The organism is Brachybacterium sp. B718/18 (assembly GCF_055454375.1).
In genome coordinates this window covers 148,888-166,979 of record NZ_JBVDDO010000004.1, presented here as the reverse complement: position 1 = coordinate 166,979, position 18,092 = coordinate 148,888, and the positions used below count along the sequence as shown (strand labels likewise).

The 18,092-nt window shown below is 74.2% G+C and carries 19 protein-coding genes; 7 read left to right on the top strand and 12 right to left on the bottom strand.

What is annotated here, in order from left to right; translation table 11 throughout:
* Positions 1–101: 101 nt before the first annotated feature.
* Positions 102–410, bottom strand: coding sequence for a hypothetical protein (locus ACZCAH_RS08575; protein ID WP_464340661.1), 309 nt, complete (start codon positions 408–410; stop codon positions 102–104).
* An 89-nt stretch (positions 411–499) separates the two neighbouring features.
* Between ACZCAH_RS08575 and ACZCAH_RS08570 the strand changes: the two genes are divergently transcribed.
* Positions 500–1,510, top strand: coding sequence for a LysR family transcriptional regulator (locus tag ACZCAH_RS08570; protein WP_464340660.1), 1,011 nt, complete (start codon positions 500–502; stop codon positions 1,508–1,510).
* A gap of 55 nt (positions 1,511–1,565) precedes the next feature.
* Positions 1,566–2,114, top strand: a complete 549-nt coding sequence (locus tag ACZCAH_RS08565; RefSeq protein ID WP_464340659.1) for an SRPBCC family protein — start codon at positions 1,566–1,568, stop codon at positions 2,112–2,114.
* 103 nt (positions 2,115–2,217) lie between these two features.
* Here the strand turns inward: ACZCAH_RS08565 and ACZCAH_RS08560 are convergent, their stop codons facing one another.
* The 5 genes from ACZCAH_RS08560 to ACZCAH_RS08540 all read right to left on the bottom strand — a co-directional run bounded on the left by ACZCAH_RS08560 (position 2,218) and on the right by ACZCAH_RS08540 (position 6,514).
* Positions 2,218–3,246 carry a TolB family protein gene (locus ACZCAH_RS08560; RefSeq protein ID WP_464340658.1) on the bottom strand — a complete coding sequence of 343 codons (1,029 nt, stop codon included), beginning with the start codon at positions 3,244–3,246 and terminating at the stop codon, positions 2,218–2,220.
* On the bottom strand, positions 3,243–3,737 hold the full coding sequence (locus ACZCAH_RS08555) for a heme-degrading domain-containing protein (protein ID WP_464340657.1): 495 nt from the start codon (positions 3,735–3,737) through the stop codon (positions 3,243–3,245). Before ACZCAH_RS08555 ends, ACZCAH_RS08560 begins: the two co-directional genes overlap by 4 nt.
* On the bottom strand, positions 3,734–4,861 hold the full coding sequence (locus ACZCAH_RS08550) for a Gfo/Idh/MocA family protein (RefSeq protein WP_464340656.1): 1,128 nt from the start codon (positions 4,859–4,861) through the stop codon (positions 3,734–3,736). Before ACZCAH_RS08550 ends, ACZCAH_RS08555 begins: the two co-directional genes overlap by 4 nt.
* A 187-nt stretch (positions 4,862–5,048) precedes the next feature.
* The gene (locus tag ACZCAH_RS08545; protein WP_464340655.1) at positions 5,049–6,092 is read right to left on the bottom strand and encodes a LacI family DNA-binding transcriptional regulator; all 1,044 of its coding nucleotides are present in this window, start codon (positions 6,090–6,092) and stop codon (positions 5,049–5,051) included.
* Between the two features lie 131 nt (positions 6,093–6,223).
* Positions 6,224–6,514, bottom strand: coding sequence for a DUF1905 domain-containing protein (locus tag ACZCAH_RS08540; RefSeq protein WP_464340654.1), 291 nt, complete (start codon positions 6,512–6,514; stop codon positions 6,224–6,226).
* A gap of 167 nt (positions 6,515–6,681) precedes the next feature.
* On the opposite strand from ACZCAH_RS08540, the gene ACZCAH_RS08535 reads away from it, so the two are divergent.
* The 5 genes from ACZCAH_RS08535 to ACZCAH_RS08515 all read left to right on the top strand — a co-directional run bounded on the left by ACZCAH_RS08535 (position 6,682) and on the right by ACZCAH_RS08515 (position 12,441).
* The gene (locus ACZCAH_RS08535) at positions 6,682–7,371 is read left to right on the top strand and encodes a hypothetical protein (RefSeq protein WP_464340653.1); all 690 of its coding nucleotides are present in this window, start codon (positions 6,682–6,684) and stop codon (positions 7,369–7,371) included.
* Positions 7,372–7,502: 131 nt separating this feature from the next.
* Complete coding sequence (locus ACZCAH_RS08530) at positions 7,503–8,204, top strand: copper chaperone PCu(A)C (RefSeq protein ID WP_464340652.1); 702 nt, start codon at positions 7,503–7,505, stop codon at positions 8,202–8,204.
* Positions 8,204–9,439 (top strand): Dyp-type peroxidase, encoded by a 1,236-nt coding sequence (locus ACZCAH_RS08525; protein WP_464340651.1) that lies wholly within the window; start codon positions 8,204–8,206, stop codon positions 9,437–9,439. The genes ACZCAH_RS08530 and ACZCAH_RS08525 overlap by 1 nt, the downstream gene beginning before the upstream one ends.
* Positions 9,440–9,737: 298 nt before the next feature.
* On the top strand, positions 9,738–11,225 hold the full coding sequence (locus ACZCAH_RS08520) for a gluconokinase (protein ID WP_464340650.1): 1,488 nt from the start codon (positions 9,738–9,740) through the stop codon (positions 11,223–11,225).
* 313 nt (positions 11,226–11,538) lie between these two features.
* Entirely contained in the window at positions 11,539–12,441 is a 903-nt protein-coding gene (locus tag ACZCAH_RS08515) for a DUF559 domain-containing protein (RefSeq protein ID WP_464340649.1), read from the top strand.
* A gap of 135 nt (positions 12,442–12,576) precedes the next feature.
* Here ACZCAH_RS08515 and ACZCAH_RS08510 read toward each other — a convergent pair whose 3' ends face one another.
* The 6 genes from ACZCAH_RS08510 to ACZCAH_RS08485 form a co-directional block, all read right to left on the bottom strand.
* A complete protein-coding gene (locus tag ACZCAH_RS08510; RefSeq protein ID WP_464340648.1) occupies positions 12,577–13,851 on the bottom strand; it encodes a mannitol dehydrogenase family protein in 1,275 nt (424 codons plus the stop codon).
* Complete coding sequence (gene uxaC / locus ACZCAH_RS08505) at positions 13,848–15,284, bottom strand: glucuronate isomerase (RefSeq protein ID WP_464340647.1); 1,437 nt, start codon at positions 15,282–15,284, stop codon at positions 13,848–13,850. The genes ACZCAH_RS08510 and uxaC overlap by 4 nt, the downstream gene beginning before the upstream one ends.
* Positions 15,285–15,410: 126 nt before the next feature.
* Positions 15,411–16,412: a LacI family DNA-binding transcriptional regulator gene (locus tag ACZCAH_RS08500; RefSeq protein ID WP_464340646.1), complete on the bottom strand. Its 1,002-nt coding sequence runs from the start codon at positions 16,410–16,412 to the stop codon at positions 15,411–15,413.
* A 154-nt stretch (positions 16,413–16,566) separates the two neighbouring features.
* A complete protein-coding gene (locus ACZCAH_RS08495; RefSeq protein ID WP_464340645.1) occupies positions 16,567–16,887 on the bottom strand; it encodes a DMT family transporter in 321 nt (106 codons plus the stop codon).
* Positions 16,884–17,342, bottom strand: a complete 459-nt coding sequence (locus ACZCAH_RS08490; RefSeq protein WP_464340644.1) for a DMT family transporter — start codon at positions 17,340–17,342, stop codon at positions 16,884–16,886. The genes ACZCAH_RS08495 and ACZCAH_RS08490 overlap by 4 nt, the downstream gene beginning before the upstream one ends.
* Positions 17,339–17,989 (bottom strand): TetR/AcrR family transcriptional regulator, encoded by a 651-nt coding sequence (locus ACZCAH_RS08485; RefSeq protein ID WP_464340643.1) that lies wholly within the window; start codon positions 17,987–17,989, stop codon positions 17,339–17,341. Before ACZCAH_RS08485 ends, ACZCAH_RS08490 begins: the two co-directional genes overlap by 4 nt.
* Positions 17,990–18,092: the final 103 nt, after the last annotated feature.

The following is an 18,092-nucleotide window of genomic DNA, read 5'->3' as shown; positions in this document are numbered from 1 at the left end:
GAACATGCTCCCTCAGGCGCCGTAGGTCGCGGGGCCGGGGCCACACCTGGGCTCCGCGCGGGCCAGGAGGCTGGGCTGGGCTGGTCCGGGCCAGGCCGGAGTCAGCGCAGGCCGTGGCCGGCGAGGACCGGATGGTCTGCCACGAGGTCGAGCCGCGGATGATGCGCGGGCGAGGGCTCGGGCAGCTCGACGAAGGGAGCCAGTCGGGCGGTCGGATGCGTGCCGTCGGGCTGCAGCTCCCGCACGACGAGGGCGTTGCCGCGAAGCAGCCGATCCCCCGGTCGGAGCGCGGCGTGCTCCTCGCGCGGGGTGACGATCCGGGCGGCGAGCAGTCGGGTGGCGGCGCCGAGGGCGAGGGTGACGATCGGGATGAGGACGAGGAGGGCGAGGCCCAGGAGTGCGGCGGTCATGAGTCGATCCTTCGCCCCCCGACCCGTCAGCACAAGCGATGATTCCCGACCCTCTGTTCAGTGACGCTGAACGAAGGTAGGCTCGCCGCATGCTCGATCCCGTGAAGCTCCGCGTCCTGCGCTCCGTCGTCGAGACCGGCAGCATCCGTGCCAGTGCCGAGGCGCTCGGCTACACCCCGTCGGCCGTGAGCCAGCACCTCACCAGCCTGCGCCGCGAGACCGGGCTGGAGCTCGTGGAGCGCTCGGGCCGAGGGATCGAGGTGACCGCGCACGGGCGGCTGCTCGCCGAGCAGGCCGGGCCCGTGCTCGACGCCCTCGCCGCCCTCGACCGCGCCGTGCTGGACCTGCGCTCGGGCCGCTCCGGGTCGGTGCGCCTGGGCTATGCCGCCTCGGTCGCCTCCACCTGGATCCCCGAGCTGGCCCGGGACGTGCGCCGCCGCTTCCCGGATCTCGGCCTCGACCTCGTGCTGCGCAGCTGCTCGATCGACGACCTGCTCGAGGACGGCATGGACGTCGCCGTCGGCGAGACCAGCGACTCCCCCCGCGTCGAGGACTGGGCCGCGCAGGACATCCTCGAGGAGGGGTACGTGGCGATCGTCGGCGCCGAGCATCCGCTCGCCGGGCGCACCGCGATCCAGCTCAAGGACCTCGCCCACGAGTCCTGGGCGACGGACGACCCGCCCGGAGCCCCCTGGTTCGGCCGGATCCGCTCCGCCTGCCTCGCCGCGGGGTTCACGCCCTGCGTGGAGATCAACCCCCAGGACTACTCGACCGTGCTCGGCTTCGTGGCCACCGGCGACTACGTGACCGTGCAGCCCTCGGTGATCGCCCAGGACCTCCGCGCGGATCTGGTCGCGGTCCCGATCGAGGACCAGGCCCTGCGTCGGCGGATGAGCGTGCAGGTGCGTCGCACCGCCGCCCGGCACCCGGCGGTGCGCTACATCGTCGAGAGGGTGCACGCCATGGCCGAGGACCGCGCCCGGGACATCCCCGGGGTGGTGCACCTGAACGCCCCGCGCACCGCGGCCGCCGGAACGCGGGAGCGGGAGCCGGAGCGGGCGCCGGACACCCCGCCCATGGCCGCCGCACCCGTCCTCTGAGAGGATCGAGGCGGTGCGACGCGACCCGGCGCCGCGGAACCCGCGAGGAGGACGCATGACTGCGAAGGACACCCCGGACATCGACGCCCGCATCTCGAACCTCCTGGTGAGGGCCGAGATCACGGAGGACAGCCTGGTGATGGAGGTCGACATCACCGGCACCGCCGCCCAGCTGTGGGAGGCCGTCACCGACCCGGACCGCCTCGCGCAGTGGTCGCCCGTGGTCCCCGACCGGGCGCTGACGGAGATCGGCCCTGCCCTGGCGCGCGAGAACCCCGAGGACGATCCTGTCGCGGCCGACGTGGTCGCTCTCGCCGCCGACCATGCCGTCACCCATCGCTGGGGCGACGCGACGCTCGGCTGGGTGGTCGACGACGGCCAGATCGACCTGCAGGTCATCCTCGGCGACGTCCAGGAGGCCCAGTACTTCGCGGCCGGTTGGCACGTGTGCCTGGGCGTCCTCGATGCGCTGCTCAGCGGCGAGGAGCAGGAGCGGATCGTGGGCATGGACGCCCTGGAGCACGGCTGGCGGGAGCTGCAGCAGCGCTACGCCGAGGAGTTCGGTCACCCCGTCGGCCCCGCCCCCGGGGCTACCGGAGAGTAGCGGCGTTCCAGGGAGCATGTTCGCCGCGACATGCTCCCTCAGCCGCCGCTACCCCGCGGCAACCGGAGGTGGGGCGGCTCCGCACCGGGCAAGCCCCCCGCTCTCAGTCCAGCGGGTAGTCGACGAAGGCGAAGCCGGAGCCGTCGGGCGCCCAGCTGGGCACGTTGATGGTGCCCTGGCCACCGTGCAGCGCCACCAGGGTCCGCGACTCCTGCCACGCGCCGACCTCGACCATCCGCAGCTCGACCTGGCGGTTCTCGGGATGCCCCGTGGTACCCGGCTCGAAGCTGAGGTAGACCGCCACGTCGCCCGAAGGGGCGATGTGCGGGAACCAGTTCACGCGCTCGTCGAACGTCAGCTGCTCCAGCTCGCTGCCGTCGGGCCGCACCCGGGCGAGCTGCGCGTGGCCGGGCAGCTCGCTGAACTGCTCGGTGTTGAAGAGGATCCACTCCCCGTCAGGCGTGTACTCGCTGCCGTCTGCCGGACCGGGATCGGTGGTCACCGCGCGATCGCCGGTGCTGTCGACGCCGATCAGGTGGATCGTGCCGCGCGCCCACCAGTCATCGCCCTCGGGGGCGAGGTGCACGTAGGCGAGGGTCGTGCCGTCGGGGCTGATGCCGTGCAGAAAGTGCAGAGCGCCGTCGTCGGGGGTGATGCGGCGCGGGGTCCCCGCGGCATCGGGGCCGGTCAGCGGCACCTCCCAGACGTGGAAGTCGTTCGCGGAGGCGTAGATCGCGGAGCCGTCGGGGGCGAGGACGTGGTCGTTGTTGACCGGCGGCAGGCCGGGGACCTCGAGGAGCGCGGGCGCCCCGGAGTCATCGGCCGGCAGCCAGAACAGCAGACCGTCGGCGTTGACGAGCAGCCTCCCGTCGGCGGACCAGTTCGGCGCCTCGTACAGCCGCTCGGTGGTCTCGTGGACGGTGCGGATCCCGCCGGTCGCGCGATCCCAGATCCGGATCCGGCAGCGCTGTCCGGGCAGGAGGCGGCGGCCCGACGGGGTCTCCTCGGCGGCGAGCTCCCCGGGTGCGGCGGACTCCCCGGGCATAGCGGACTCAGCGGGCACCGCGGGCACAGCGGGCACAGCGGGCTCGGCGGGCTCGGCGGACGAGGTGGTGGGGGCGTCGGCGGTCATCGGGCGGCTCCTTCGCCGAGGTGGGCGCGCAGGGCGGCGACGACCAGGTCGTGGTCCTGCTGCGAGGTGAGACCGGAAGCGGTCATCGCGGCGACCACCCCGGCGCCGCGCACGCGGATCGGGAAGGACCCGCCGGTCACGGCATAGGACTCATCCAACCAGCCGATCGCGCGCGGGTCGACGCCGGCCTGCGACAGTCGCGCGTCGACGAGCGCGCTCGAGGCCTCCATGCGCAGCACGACCCTCGCCTTCCGCTCCGCCCAGACCTCCTGGTCGGGGCCGGCGCCGGGCAGCACGGCGCGGAAGAGCACCAGCTGCGGCCGACGGATGTCGAGCAGCACCCCGTGCCCCGCCTCCTGCGCGATGCGCACGGCGGCGGAGCCGAGCGCCCAGGCGTCGGCCGGCTCGAAGCGGTCCAGCACCAGCTCCAGTTCCTGCGCCTGCAGCGTCTCGATCGTCGTCGGGCCCGCGGCCGTCCCCGCGGCCGTCATCGGGCGCTCCCGACGGTCGCGGCTGTCGCGGCGGGACGGGTCTCGCCGTGGGCGGGCGGGGCGTCGGCGAGATCCTGCGCGGGGGCCGCCACCCCGGCGGCGAGCACCTGCACGCGGGCGGCCTCGAGCATCTCCATGACGGAGATGGTCTCGGCGTGGGTGTGCACGGGCGACTCGGTGCGGCCCTCCCCGGCGTAGCGGGCGAGGGCGGTGGCCTCGTAGGAGAGCGCCGCGAAGCCGCGCAGCATGGTCGGGTCCTGCCAGCGCACCGTCGGGGAGCCGTGGGCGGCGCCGTGCACGGTGAAGCTCGTGGGGTTGTAGAACGGGCCCTCGACCTGAACGAACGCGGAGGTTCCGGCGATGGTGGCGGTGGTCGGGGTGCGCTCGAGCATCGAGGTGTAGAGCGTGGAGACAGCGCCGCCCGCGTGGGTCGAGACGACGACGGCGTTCGCGTCGACGCCGGTCCCGGTGACGGTGCCGCGGGCCTCGATCGAGGTCGGGGCGCCGAGCACCATCTGCAGGAACTGCGCGGGGTAGACGCCGAGGTCGAGCAGCGCGCCGCCGCCGAGCGCCGGGTCGTACATGCGGTGGTCGGCGGGGCGGACGATGCGCTGGCCGTGGTCGGCGGAGGCGCTGCGCACGTCGCCGAGGTCGCCGCCGGTGACCAGGGCGCGCAGCACGGAAGTCTGCGGGAGGTAGCGGGTCCACATGGCCTCCATGACGATCACCCCGGCGGCCTGCGCGGCGGCGGAGAGCTCGCGTGCCTCGGTGGCGGTGACGGTGATCGGCTTCTCGATGAGCACGTGCTTGCCGGCGGCGATCGCGGCGAGACCGATCGCGGCGTGCTCGCTGTGCGGCGTCGCGATGTAGACGACGTCGATCCCCGGGTCGGTCACCAGCGCCTCGACGCTGCCGTGGGCGCGGTCGAGCCGGTGGGCGTCGGCGAAGGCGCGGGCACGCTCGGGGCTGCGGGAGCCGACGGCGACGACGCGCTGCGCGCTGTGCGCATGGACCGAGCGCACGAACTCGCCGGCGATCCACCCGGGGCCGACGACGCCCCAGCGCAGCGAGGGCTCGCCGGCGCCCGGGAGGTGGATCTGGGCGTCGGGCAGGGTGGTGAGCATCGAGAAGCCTCCGGAGGGGGTCGCGTGCCGACGACCGCAGGTCACGAGGACCGCGCCTAGCACGAGCTAACGTTCGGTGCGCCAAACCCTAGCACGTGCTAACCTCGTCGTGCAGGGCCCGGCCCGGGAGACTGCCTCCGGGCCGCTCGAAGCCGGTGCGCAGGGTTCAGCGTCCGGCGCGCCCCGTTCAGCGGCCGGCGCGCACGGTCCCTGTCGACGCGCGCACCGTCAGGCGCGTCGGCGTCGCCACCACCCGCCGAGCGCGCGCGCCGTCGGACGTGCCCTCGAGCCGCTCGAGCAGGATCGAGAGCGTCGCCTCGACGGTCGCCGCCACGTCCTGATGCACGCTGGTCAGCGCGTGATACGAGAGCGCCGCGACGTGGCTGTCGTCGAAGCCGATCACCGACACCTGCTCGGGCACCCGCACCCCCGCACGCTGCAGCACCGCGAGGAGTCCGGCCGCCGCGTGGTCGCTCCCGCAGACCACCGCCGTCGGCAGCTGTTCGCGCTCGAGCAGCGTCCGCGCCGCCGCCGCGCCGTCCTCCTCGCCGAAGGCCGCGTCGAGCGCATCGACCTGCTCCTCCAGCCCTGCCTGCGTCATCGCTGCGTGGTAGGCGTCCGCCCGGTCGGCGCCGACCAGCCCGCCCCGCGGCCCGCCCAGGTACGCGATCTCCCGGTGCCCCAGCTCGACCAGGTGCTCGACCGCCTGGCGCAGCCCGCCCCGCTCGTCGACGTGGACCGTGTCGAGGGAGTCGTCGCGGGTCCACTCGCCCAGCAGCACCGCCGGCAGCAGGGTGCTCGCGGCGGCCACGGCGGTCGAGCGACGGTCCGGGTTGAACACGGCGAGCGCCTCGACCCGCTCCTCGAGCAGCACCCCGATCGCCTCGTCGGTCCCGCGGCCAGCGTCGACGGTGCCGAGCGCGACCCGGTAGCCGCGCGCCGAGGCCGCCGCGACCAGCTCCTCGACATACCGCACCTGGAAGGCGTTGCGCATGCTGAAGACCACGCCGAGCGTGCGGGAGCGAGCCTGCCGCAGCAGTCGGGCCGAGGCGTTCGGGCGGTAGCCGAGCTCCGCGGCGGCCGCGAGCACCTTCTCCCGGGACTCGGTGCTGGGCCCGTCGGCCCCGCGCAGCACCAGCGAGACCAGCTGCCGCGACACGCCCACGTGCTCCGCGATGTCCTTCATCGTGGGCAGGCGGGAGGGGCCCTGGGGTGGGGTGCGCTCGACCATGGGGGAAGTCTGCCAGGCGCTCAGCGGCCGACGCGGTGGGTCGGCGCACGAGCGGGTCGACGAGGGGGGCGGCGCAGCGGGCCGACGAGGCGGGTCGGGGTTCGGGCCGGTCCGCGCGCGCCCGCTGGGGCTCAGACGCCGTCGATCAACAGCTCGAGCGTGACCTCGTCGCCCAGCCCCACCTGCTCCGCCCGCTGCACCGCGACCTTCACCGGCACCAGGTAGCCGCCTTCGCGCGGGAACAGCGAGGTGGTGTACTCGGTCGCCCCGAGGCGCACCGTCGCGGGGATCGCGCCCCAGCCGTAGGTGACCTGCCGGGCCACGGCCCCGATCGCGTCGGCATCCTCGTCGGGCACGCGCACGAACAGGAACGGGGCAGGGCCCCGCCACTCGATCACCTCACCGGCGAAGCGCAGCTGCATGCGCCGAGGGTACGCCGACGGGGGCGGCGGGGCGGGGCGGCGGTCCCTTTGACGGTCAGCCTCCTGTCCGACGGCTCGACGGCGGGCCCGGGCCGGGCCGGGCCGGGCCAGGGCCGGGCCGGGCCAGGGCCAGGGCCACAGTCGAGCCGCCGACGTAGAGTGGCCGCGTGCCCCAGTCCCGCTCCCCGCTGCGCCTCCTGCGCGGGGCGGTCGCCGCGACCATCGCGACCGCCGTCGCGCTCGGCGGTCACGTCCTCGGCGGCGGGGACACCCCGGCCTGGATCGGGGTGGCGCTGCCGTGGTGGCTGTCCGTCACGGTGTGCGTGGCCCTCGCCGGATCGCGCTTCTCGCTGCCCCGACTGGGACTCGCCGTGCTCTCCAGCCAGCTGCTCTTCCACGGGCTGTTCCTCGCGGGCACGCCCGGCGACCCGACGGTGCAGCTCGTCGATCCCCCCGGCAGCCACCTCGGCCACGGCGCAAGCGGCCTGCACGATGCGGTCGGGCTGCACGGCACGGTCGACGCGCAGCATGCCACCGGCTCGCACCTGGCGACGTCGGCCGAGCACGCGCTCCACACCGCGCACCTGGACGCACCGATGGTGCTGGGACACGTGATCGCCGCTCTCGCGACCACCCTGCTCCTGCACCGCGGCGAGCAGACGCTCTTCCGCTGCCTCGGTGTCGCCGTCCAGGTGCTCGCGACGCTCGGACGGGTTTTCCTGCTGGTCCTCGAGCCGCTCCCGGTGCTCCCCGCGCCGCGCCCGATCACGGCCGATGCCGAGCCGCGTCGTGCCGTGCAGCAGGCGGTGCTCTCACCGCTGCGCCGTCGGGGTCCTCCCCTGGTCCTCGCCGCCTGAGCTCCGCGACCTGATCGCGGGGCCCGCGGCGCCCGGACCATCGCCCGTGCACGCCCGCGCGTCACGGGATCCCCCCTGCTCCGCGCCCCCCTGTCGTCGGCGGCGTCCCGGAGCGTCCCCGAGAGGACCCCATGTCTCACCTGTCCCACCCTGCCCTGCCCGCCTCCGACTCGTCGGGTCGCGGCGAACCCGCCCCCGTGACGTCCGGCCGCATGCCGTCCCGCCACACCTCGGCCATCCCCGCGGTCTCCCGCCGCGCCGCCCTGCTGGGCGCCCTCGGCCTAGCCGCTCTCCCCCTCGCCGCGTGCACCAGCGGCGCGGACGGGACGGCCGAGGGGGGCTCCGCCTCCGCCGGGAACGGCGCATCCGACGGCGGCACCGGCACGAACGCCGGAACCCCCGCCCCGCTCACCGTCACCGACCCCTGGGTGAAGGCCGCGGAGTCCGGGATGACTGCCGCCTTCGCCACCCTCCGCAACACCTCGACCCAGCCGGTGCAGCTCATCCGGGCCAGCACGCCGGCCGCGGGCATGGTCGAGCTGCACGAGACCACCTCCGACGGCTCCGGCCGCATGAGCATGCGGGAGAAGGAGGGCGGCTTCGCGATCCCCGTCGGCGGCGAGCTCCTGCTGGAGCCCGGCGGCAACCACCTCATGCTCATGGACCTCCCCGCGCCGCTCGCGGCCGGCGAGAACATCGAGATCGTCCTCGAGCTCGAGGGCGGCGCCACGGTCCCGTTCACCGCGACCGTCAAGGACTTCGCCGGCGCGCAGGAGCACTACGAGCCCGAGGGATCCTCGGACGAGCATGCCTCCGACGGCGGCGGCCACTGATGGCCGGCTCCGCGCCGCGCCCGGACCGTCGGCGGCTGCTGCTGGCCGGGTCGGCGGGTGCCGGAGCGCTCGGCATCGGCGTGGCCTCGATCGGTCTGGATCGGGCGCTGGGACGATCCGACGCGGGCCCGGCCCCGTCGGCCGCCGAGCCCGCCCTCCACGGCGGCGAGACCGTTCCGTTCCATGGCGAGCACCAGGCCGGGATCGAGACCTCTCCGCAGTCCTCGGCGACCTTCCTCGCTCTGGACCTGCGCGAGGAGGTGGACCGCGACGGCGTGCTGCGCCTGCTGCGGCTCCTCACCGACGACGCCGACCGCCTCACCCAGGGGCGGGCGGCGCTCGCGGACACCGAGCCGGAGCTCGCGACCGAGCCGGCACGGCTGACGGTCACCGTCGGCTTCGGCCCCGAGCTGCTGCGGCGCGCCGAGCGGGACGTCCCCGCCTGGCTCGCCCCGCTGCCCGCCTTCGCCATCGACCGGCTCGAGGAGCGGTTCTGCGACGGTGACCTGCTGCTGCAGGTCGCGGCCGACGACCCGCTCACCGTCTCCCATGCCGCCCGGATGCTGCTGAAGGACGCCCGTTCCTTCACGCGGGTGCGCTGGATCCAGCGGGGTTTCCGCCGCGCCGCCGGGGTCCAGCACCCCGGCACGACCCAGCGGAACCTGTTCGGCCAGCTCGACGGCACGGCGAACCCGCCGCCCGGCAGCGATCGCTTCGCGCGGACCGTGTGGATCCCCGACGGACCGTTCGCGGGCGGCACCTCCCTGGTGCTGCGCCGGATCCGCATGGACCTCGACGGCTGGGACGAGGCCGACCGAGGAGCGCGCGAGCAGTCCACGGGCACGCGCCTGGACGACGGGTCACCGCTGACCGGCGGCGGGGAGTCGGCGGCCGCGGACTTCGCCGCCGTCTCCGACAACGGCTTCGCGATCATCCCCGAGTTCTCGCACATGCGGCGGGCCCGCGGCGTCGACGAGGGCGCGCAGCAGGAGATCTTCCGTCGGCCGTACAACTATGACCTGCCGCCGGAGGAGGGATCCGACGCGGTCTCCGAGTCGGGGCAGATCTTCGTGTCGGTGCAGGCCGATCTGCTGGGCCAGTTCGTGCCGATCCAGCAGCGGCTCGCCGATCTGGACCTGCTGAACCAGTGGACGACGCCGATCGGCTCAGCCGTGTTCGCGCTCCCGCCCGGGTCCGCGGAGGGAGGGTTCGTGGGCGAGAGCGTGGTCGGGTAGGCCCCGGGACCGGCCCGTTCGGCCTCTGACTCCGCCGCCCGGCCGGGGTTCTGTCCACGAAAGGGACGTGAGCGGCACGAGACCTGTCATATGACCGGCCCCGTGCGGCTCACGTCCCGTCTGCGGACACCAACCACCGCGCGGCACGACGCCACACACCGCCGCGGCCCGCTGGCAACCCGTGGCGCGACCACTGACGCACCGCCGATCCCCTGCCTATCCTGGGCGGACGCCATGCGCCCTCGCATCGGTGCTCGACGGGGCGCTGGCGACACCACGATCTCCAGGAGACCCCGCCATGCCCCGCTTCAACATCCCCGCCGAGGACGCCCAGGGACCGCTGGTCGTCGGCATCGACATCGGCTCCGGCGGCACCCGCGCCGCGGTCTACGACGTCAGCGGGCGTGAGGTCGGCAAGCGGACCCACAAGGAGGCGCACACCTTCACGGTCGCCGACGACGGCACCTCCACCATCGACGCCGACCTGGTGGTCGCCGAGATCCGCGCCGCCCTGGCCGCGGTGCTCGAGGGCGCGCTGCCGGGCGAGGTCCTCGCCGTCGGCATCGACACCTTCGCCTCCTCGCTCGTCGCCGTCGACGCCGCCGGGAACGCCCTCACCCCCTGCATCACCTACGCGGACACCCGCTGCCACGCGCAGGTCGGCGCCCTCGCCGAGCAGCTCGACCTCGGCGCCCTCCACGAGCGCACCGGGGCCCGCCTCCACTCCTCGTACACCGCGCCCCGCCTCACGTGGCTGCGCGACACCCAGCCCGAGGTCTTCGCGCGCACCGCCCGCTTCATGGCCCTCGGCGAGTACGCGGCGCTGAAGCTGCTGGGCACGCCCGCGCTCGGCACCGCGTCGGCCGCGTGGTCGGGCATGATCGACCGCCGCACCGGCGAGTACGTGCCCGAGCTGTTGGCCGCGACCGGCGTCGACGCCGACATGATGGGCACGGCCCTCGATCCCTCCAACGCCCTCCCGATCGCGGGCACCCCCCTCGCCGCCGAGTTCCCGCAGCTCGCGGGCGCGGTGTGGATGCCGGTGATCGGCGACGGGCTCGCCGCCAACATGGGCATCGGCGCGCTCGGCACCGGCACCTGGGGCATCTCGACGGCGACCTCCGGCGCGATCCGCCAGCTGCTCCACACGGAGATCGCCGCGCTCCCCAGCGGCCTGTGGGCGTACCGGGTCGACGCGCGCCGCACCCTCGTCGGCTCCGCCATGAGCGATTGCGGCCGGGTGCTCGACTGGGCCCGCTTCCAGCTCGGCATCCCCGAGGACATCGCCGAGACCGACACGGAGACCCTGTTCTCCGCGCCGCCGACGGCGGGGACGCCGCTGGTGGTCCCGTTCTTCTCCGGCGAGCGCGGGACGAAGTGGCGGGGCAGCTCGCGGGCGCTGATGGCGAACGTCGGCGCCTCCACCACCGCGCAGGACCTGCTGCGCGGCGCGATGGAGGGCGTCGCGCTGTCGTTCCTGCGCATCGCCGACCAGATGCGGGAGGCCGGCGGCGAGCCCGAGCGGATCGTGCTCTCCGGCGGGATGACCGAGGCGATCCCGGCCTGGCTGCACCTGCTGTCCGACGCGCTCGGCGCTCCGATCGACCACGTGGCCGTGTCCCGCTCGACCATGCGCGGCTCGGCCGTGATGGCCCTCGAGGCCGCCGCCCCCGGGCAGGCTGTCGCCGAGGTGCCCGTGCTGCGCCGCGTCGAGCCGGTCGCCGCCCACACCGAGTACTACCGCGAGCGCCTCGACCGCTTCGAGAAGCTGGCCGACCTGGCCTGAGGGGCGTCGGGCGAGCCGGGCCGGCTCGGCCTGAGCAGCGCCGGGCGGCGCGCCCCGAGCGCTTCCCGAGCCAGTTACTCACGAGTCACGTGCAGCTGTGTTCCAACCACGGAACGCGAGCGCTCATGACTTAGGAGTAACCACGGGCGCGGGAGTCGCCACGGGCGCGGGAGCAACCCCCTGTGCGCGCGGGGTGCGTGAGCTCCGCACTCTCTGCCACCGCCCCGGAGACCGTTCCTCCCCTGCACCGGGTCTTCCACATCGGGGGCGCCCTTCCTCCGGGCGCCGCGCCGCCGCCCTAGCGTCGGCCCCCATGACACCACGCTGGTCACCGCCACCCGGAAGCCTCTACAGCCGTGCGGAGCTGCGCCGTCGCGGCGTGCATCCACGTCGTCTCGCGTCCGACGAGTTCCTCGAGGTGATCCCCGGGCATCTCACGCCGGCCGCCGCTCCCGCCGTGCTCGCGCTGGCTGCTCGACTCCTGCAGCAGGTGTCCGGGCCGGGCGCGGTCATCAGCCACAGCTCGGCGGCAGAGCTGCTCGGAGTCCCGCTGCCCCGCCGCCTCGAGTACGCGTCGTCCCAGGAGGTGCACTGCACGGTGCCACCCGACCGCCGTCGGCGCTCCGGCCGGGGTGCCGTGATGCACTCTCGTCCTCCGGGCGACGTGGTGCGCGTGCTCGGCGTCCGAGTGAGCGGTCCGCTGGAACTGCTGACGGAGCTCGCCGTGAATCTCGAGCACGACGAGCTCGTCGCCGCGTGCGATCAGCTCGTCGGTCCCGGGTCGGCCGTCCATCCACGCCCCGCGCTCGTCGAGCTCCGCTCCGTCGCCGCCGCGGCGACCGGCACCTACCGCATCCGACGCGTGCGCGACGCGCTGGCCGACGCGAGGGAACGGGTCGAGTCCCCGAAGGAGACCGCGACCCGGCTGCTGCTGCTCCGCGAGGGGTTCGCGGAGCCCCGGATCAACCTGCCGATCCGCGCACCGGGGTCGGGTGAGAGCTTCCGCCTCGATCTCGCCTATCTCGCGCAGCGCATCGCGATCGAGTACGACGGGCACTGGCACAGCACGGATCGGGCGCGCCATCGCCGGGACCGTCGGAAAGACGATGTGCTGCACGAGCTCGGCTGGCGCGTGGTGCGAGCTTCCGACCACGATCTGCGCTCTCCCGGCGCGTTCTTGGCTCGCCTCGCCCATCTCGGCGCCCCGCGGGCCTGATCGCGACTCGACAACGGCAGGACCCACGGCACTTCTCCCCGGGTTACCTAAGAGTCATGTGCGCCTGTGTTCCGTTCCGGGAACAAAGGCGCACATGGCTGTCCGGTAACCACGGAGGGCCCGGCGCACCACACCTCAGCCGCGGGGCAGGCGGGCCTCCTCGGCCACGACGGCGGCCACGAGGGGATCGCCGGCGGGGACGTCGAGCAGGGCGAGCAGACCGGTGACCCGCTCGGTGGCGTCCTCGAGACCGGCGGCCGCGGCGATCCCGTCGGCCTTCGGATCCTTGATCTCCTCGCCGGCGCGGACCCGGTCGGTGACCCAGGCGGTCCAGGCGGCGACGGCCGCGACCTCACCGGGGGCGTTCTCGGGGCCGCCGCGCTCGGCGATGACCGGCAGGGCGCGCACGGGCAGCTTCACGGAGCCGTCGGCCGCGATGCGCACCAGATGGTCGGCGAGGCGCGGGTTGCGGAAGCGCTCCTCGAGGGCGGTGGTGTAGGCGTCGAGCTGGTCCGCGGGCAGGTCCAAGGTCGAGCGGGCCTCGCTCCACAGCTGCTCGACGAGGGCCCGCACCTCGCGGTGTCCGATGGCCTCGTCGACGCGCTCGACCCCGGCGACCTGGCCGGCGTAGGCCATGAGGGTGTGGGCGCCGTTGAGGAGGCGCAGCTTGCGCAGCTCGTGCAGCTCGATGTCGTCGGTGAACTGCACCCCGGCCTTCTCCCACGCGGGGCGGCGGCCGCGGAAGCGATCCTCGAGGACCCACTCGGTGAAGGGCTCGGTGACGACGGGGACCTGGTCGTCGAGGCCGGTGCGCTCGCGCACCAGCTCGGAGGCGCCGGCGTCGGCCGACGGGGTAATGCGGTCGACCATGGTGGAGATGACGTCGACGTGCGCGTCGAACCAGTCGCGGGTCTCGGCGTCGGCCGCCTCGAGGACAGCCTTACGCAGCACCTCGCCGTTGCCGGTGAGGTTGTCGCAGGAGACGAGCGCGATCGGCTCCTCGACCCCGGCCTCGCGGCGCGCGCGCAGCCCGAGGGCGATGCGGGCCGGGGCGGAGGTCGCCGGGTCGTTCCCCGCGGCGTAGCCCTTCTCGGTGATGGTCAGGGTGACCACGGCGGTGAAGGGGTCGGCGAGCAGCGCGACCAGGGCGTCGACGTCGTCGGCCGCGTGGACCGCGTCGATCACGTCGACGATCCCGACCTCGTCGCCCTCGGCGCCGCGGACGATCAGCCCGTACTTCCCGCCCTGGGCGTTCAGGGCGTCGGCCATCGCGGCGCTGCGGCCGGTGAAGGCGACGACGCTCCAGCCGCCGGCGCGATCGGTCGCGACCAGGGTGTGGGCGCGGGCGAAGTTGCCGATGCCGAGGTGGACGAGGCGGCCCTCGTCGGTGGGTGCGGCGGTGCCGGTCATGCGTGGTCCTCCTGCGCGCCGAGGCGGAAGACCTCGCGCGGCTGCTGGTCGGGCAGGGTCTGGGCGATCGCGGCGGCGTCCTCGTGGCGCATCCGGTGCTCGGCGACGAGGCCCGCGAGGTGGTGGGCGTCCAGGCGGCGGGCCATGTCGTGGCGCGCCGGGATGGAGCAGAAGGCGCGGGTGTCGTCGATGAAGCCCGAGGTCCGCGTATGGCCGAGGGTCTCGGAGACCGCACGGCGGAAGCGCAGGATCGCGTCGGGCGAGTCGATGAACCACCAGGGGGCACCCGCGTACACCGAGGGGTACACGCCGGCGAGCGGCGCGATCTCGCGGGAGAGCACGGTCTCGTCGATCGTGAACAGCACGGTGCGGAAGTTCGGCGAGAGGCCGACGTCGTTGAGCATCGGGGCGACCGAGTGCACGTAGTCGACGGCGATCGGGATGTCGAAGCCGACGTCGGCGCCGAAGCGCTCGAAGGTCGCCTGGTGGTGGTTGCGGTAGACGGCCGGATGGATCGTCATCACGAGGCCGTCGTCGGCCGCGAGGCGCGCCTGGTCGGCGAGCAGGTGGCGGCGCAGCGCGACCGCGGCGTCAGCGGTGATCCGACCCTCGCGGGCCTCGGTGTAGAGGCGGCGGGCCTCCTCGAGCTCGAGGCGCTGGGTGCCGGGGTCGAGGTGGGCGTGGTCGGAGGAGACCGCGCCGTTCTCGCGGAAGTGGAGGCGGCGCAGGCGCATCGCCTCGAGGTGGCCGTCGTAGGTGCCGGTGTCGACGCCCGCGGCCTCGCCGAGCGCATCGGTGAGGGCGACGAAGTCCTCACGGCCGGGCTCGAGGTACTTGTCGGGCCGGAAGGTGGGGATGACGCGGCCCGTGAAGGCGGAGTCGGCGGCGAGCGCTGCGTGGGGGGCGAGGTCGTCGACCGGGTCGTCGGTGGTCGCCATGACCTGGATCTTGAACTGGTCGAACAGGGCGCGCGGGCGGAACGCGGGCTGCGCGAGTTTGTCCGCGATCTCGTCGTACATCGCGTCGGCCGTCGCCGGGGAGAGCACCGTCTTCAGCCCGAAGACCTCGTGGAACTCGTGCTCCATCCAGTAGCGGGAGGGGGTGCCGGCGTACGCGTGCCAGTGCTCGGCGAGCAGGCGCCAGGCCCGGCGGGAGGCCGCCTCGTCGAGCGGGCCCTGGCCGACGCCGAGATCGGCGAGGTCCACGCCGCGGGCGTGCATCAGCCGGTTGACGTAGTGGTCGGGCGTGATGAACAGCGACGTCGGGTCGCGGAACGGCTCGTCGTCGAGCAGCAGTCGCGGGTCGACGTGTCCGTGCGGGGACACGATCGGCTGGTCCTTCATCTGCTCGTAGAGCCCGCGCGCGATCTCGCGCACGGCGGGGTCGGCGGGCAGCAGGCGGTCGGGGTGAGGCTCGAAGGCGTCGTTGCTCATGCGGCCATGATGTCCCGGGCCGACGGGCGGGGTCAGTCGGTTGTCACAGGTTGCCGGTCGGGGCGGCCGACGCGCCTGGTCAGCGCCCGTTCGGGCCGTTTGGGCCGTTCCGGGGCGTCTCGGCGCTCAGCGGCTCTCGCGCGGCCCGGTCGAGGCACGGGGCACGAGCCGGACCGGCAGGCTGCCCTCGACGGGGCTGCGGTGGGCCGACGGATTCTCGATCCGGCGCACGAGGCGCTCGATCGCGGCCCGCCCCTGGGCGCGCTTGGGTGTGACGACGGTGGTGAGCCCGCCGCCGATGAAGCGGCTGAGCGGGATGTCGTCGTGGCCCATGACGGACAGCTGGGCGGGCACCCGCACGCCGGCGCGCAGCGCGGAGATCAGGAAGCCGATCGCGATGAGGTCGTTGTAGCAGACCACGGCGTGCGGCAGGGAGTCGCTGAGCTCCTCGAAGGCCTGCTCGCCGCCGGCGATGGTGGGGGCGAAGGGGCCGTGGCGCTGGACGGTGAGCCCGAGGGAGCGGGCGGCGGTGCGGGCGGCGCGCCAGCGCTCCCCGTCGGACCAGGAGTTCACGGGCCCGGCGACGTAGGTGACGGTGCGGATCCCGTTCTCGGCGAGGTGCGCCATGGCCTGGCCCATGCCGTGCTCGTAGTCGGGGGTGACGGAGTCCAGGCCTGCCACGCGCCGGTTCAGCACCACCACGGGGATGCGCTTGGTGAGGTGGTTGAGGGTCGCGTCCGAGAGGCGGGTGCCGGAGAGCACGATGCCGTCGACGAGGTTGATCGCGCTCTCCAGGCCGGTGCGCTCGCGGACCTCGTCCTCGACGGTGTCCAGCAGCAGGAGGAGGAAGTCCTGCTCATGGGCGGATTCCTGCATGCCGGAGACGACCTCGGCGAAGTACGGGTTGGTGAGGTCGGGGACCTCGATGCCGAGACGGTGGTGGCGCTGGGTGCGCTCCTGCGAGGCGGGGGCGTTGGTGCGGTAATCCAGCTCCTTGGCCGCGGCCATGACCTTGGAGTGCGTGGCGGCGCTGACCCGGCCGGGCCGGGAGAAGGCGCGCGAGACGGTGGACGGGGCGACCCCCGCGGCCGTGGCCACGTCGTAGATCGTCACGCGCTTGTCCGCCATCGGTGCGGCTCCGTCCTCGCCTGCTCGGCGCTGTCCCGGGCGGGCGCTCCCTCGGCGCCGGGGCCGACGGGGGTCGCGGCCCGCAGTCTCCGAGCGATCCTACCCCGCACGGAGGGCAACCGGCGGCAACTTCCAAACCGGGCGCCGCCTCGGTTCAGTGCGCCCCGCCGAGTTCCACGAGGAGCACGCCGGCGACGATCAGCCCCATGCCGCTGAGCATCAGCGGGGTGAGCGCCTCGCGGAAGAGGATCCGGGAGAGCAGAGCGGTGGCGATGATACCGACGGCCGTCCAGACACCGTAGGCGACGCCCAGCGGCATGCCCGCGGCGAGCGCACCGGAGAGCAGGGCGAAGGCGAGGACGTAGCCGAGCACGACGGGGACGTACCAGCGACGCCTGCCGGTCGCGGCCATCCGCAGGGACAGCGTCGCTGCGACCTCGGTGAGGATCGCGCCGGAGAGCAGCAGCCAGCTCATCGCTCACCTCCGCCGACGATCCCCCGGACGGTCTCCCCGCGCTCCGCCTCGAGCGGACCGTTGAGCTCCCCGCCGAACTCCGCGGCCCACTCCGTCTCGCCGCGGGAGCCGGACGGGGTCGCCTCCGCGCGGCGGGCACTCTGCGCGCCGAGCTCGACGACCGCCACCCCGGCCGCGATGAGCACGAAACCGGAGATCGTCAGCGCGGTGAGCGATTCACCGAAGAGCACGGCGGAGGCGCCGGCGGTGAGCACGACCCCGCTCGCGCCCCAGAGGCCGTAGGCGACGCCGAGGCCCATCCCCCGCCGCAGCACCTGGGCGAGCAGCACGAAAGTGGTCACGTACCCGACCACGACCACGACGTACAGCGCAGGGTGGTCGAGTGCGCCGCGCAGGGACAGTGTCGCGGTGACCTCGGAGAGGATCGCGCCGACGAGCAGCAGCCAGGCGGTCATGCCGCACCTCCGAGCAGGTCATGGGCGAGGGCGCGGACGGCGTCGAGCTGCGCGGCGGAGCCGGTCCCGAGGCCGCTCGCGCGGTCGAACCAGACGCCGTCGGCCATCAGGCGCACGGCGAGCAGGCGCGCGGCGGCGTCGCCGCCCGCGACCCCGCCGGCGTCGACGACCCCGCCGGAGTCGGCGTCGGCGTCGGCGTCGGCGTCGGACGGGAGGTCGACCCAGCGGGCGACCTGCTCCTCCCAGCGCTCGGTGAGGGCGACGCGCAGGTTCGGGTCGGCGAAGATCACGAGGTCCGCGGCGGAGAGCGCGCCGGTGCAGGCCCAGTCGAGATAGGCGAGGACGCGCTGCGCGGCGGGGACCTCGGCGAAGTCCGTGATCTCGGCCCCGTGCCGCGCCCCGACCAGGGCGAGCATCTCGCGCTCGTAGCGCTCGGAGAGCCGCTCCAGGATCGCGCCGAGCAGCTCCTCCTTGGTGGCGAAGTGGTACATCAGCCCGGGTTTCGTCACGCCCGCGGCGCGCGCGGCCGAGTCGAGGGTGAGCGTGCCGCCCTCGCCGAGGTGCGCCTCGGCGGCGGCGAGCATGGCCTCGCGGGCCGACGGGCGGTGCGCGGGACGCGCGGCTCGGGTGCTGCGGGCGGGTGACATGGGACCTCCAGGTCCGACGGGGTCCGACGGGGATACCCGTTACTTTACCGACCGGATGGTCACGTAACGCAAGCAGCGATCACCCTCCGCGTGACGTGGTTCT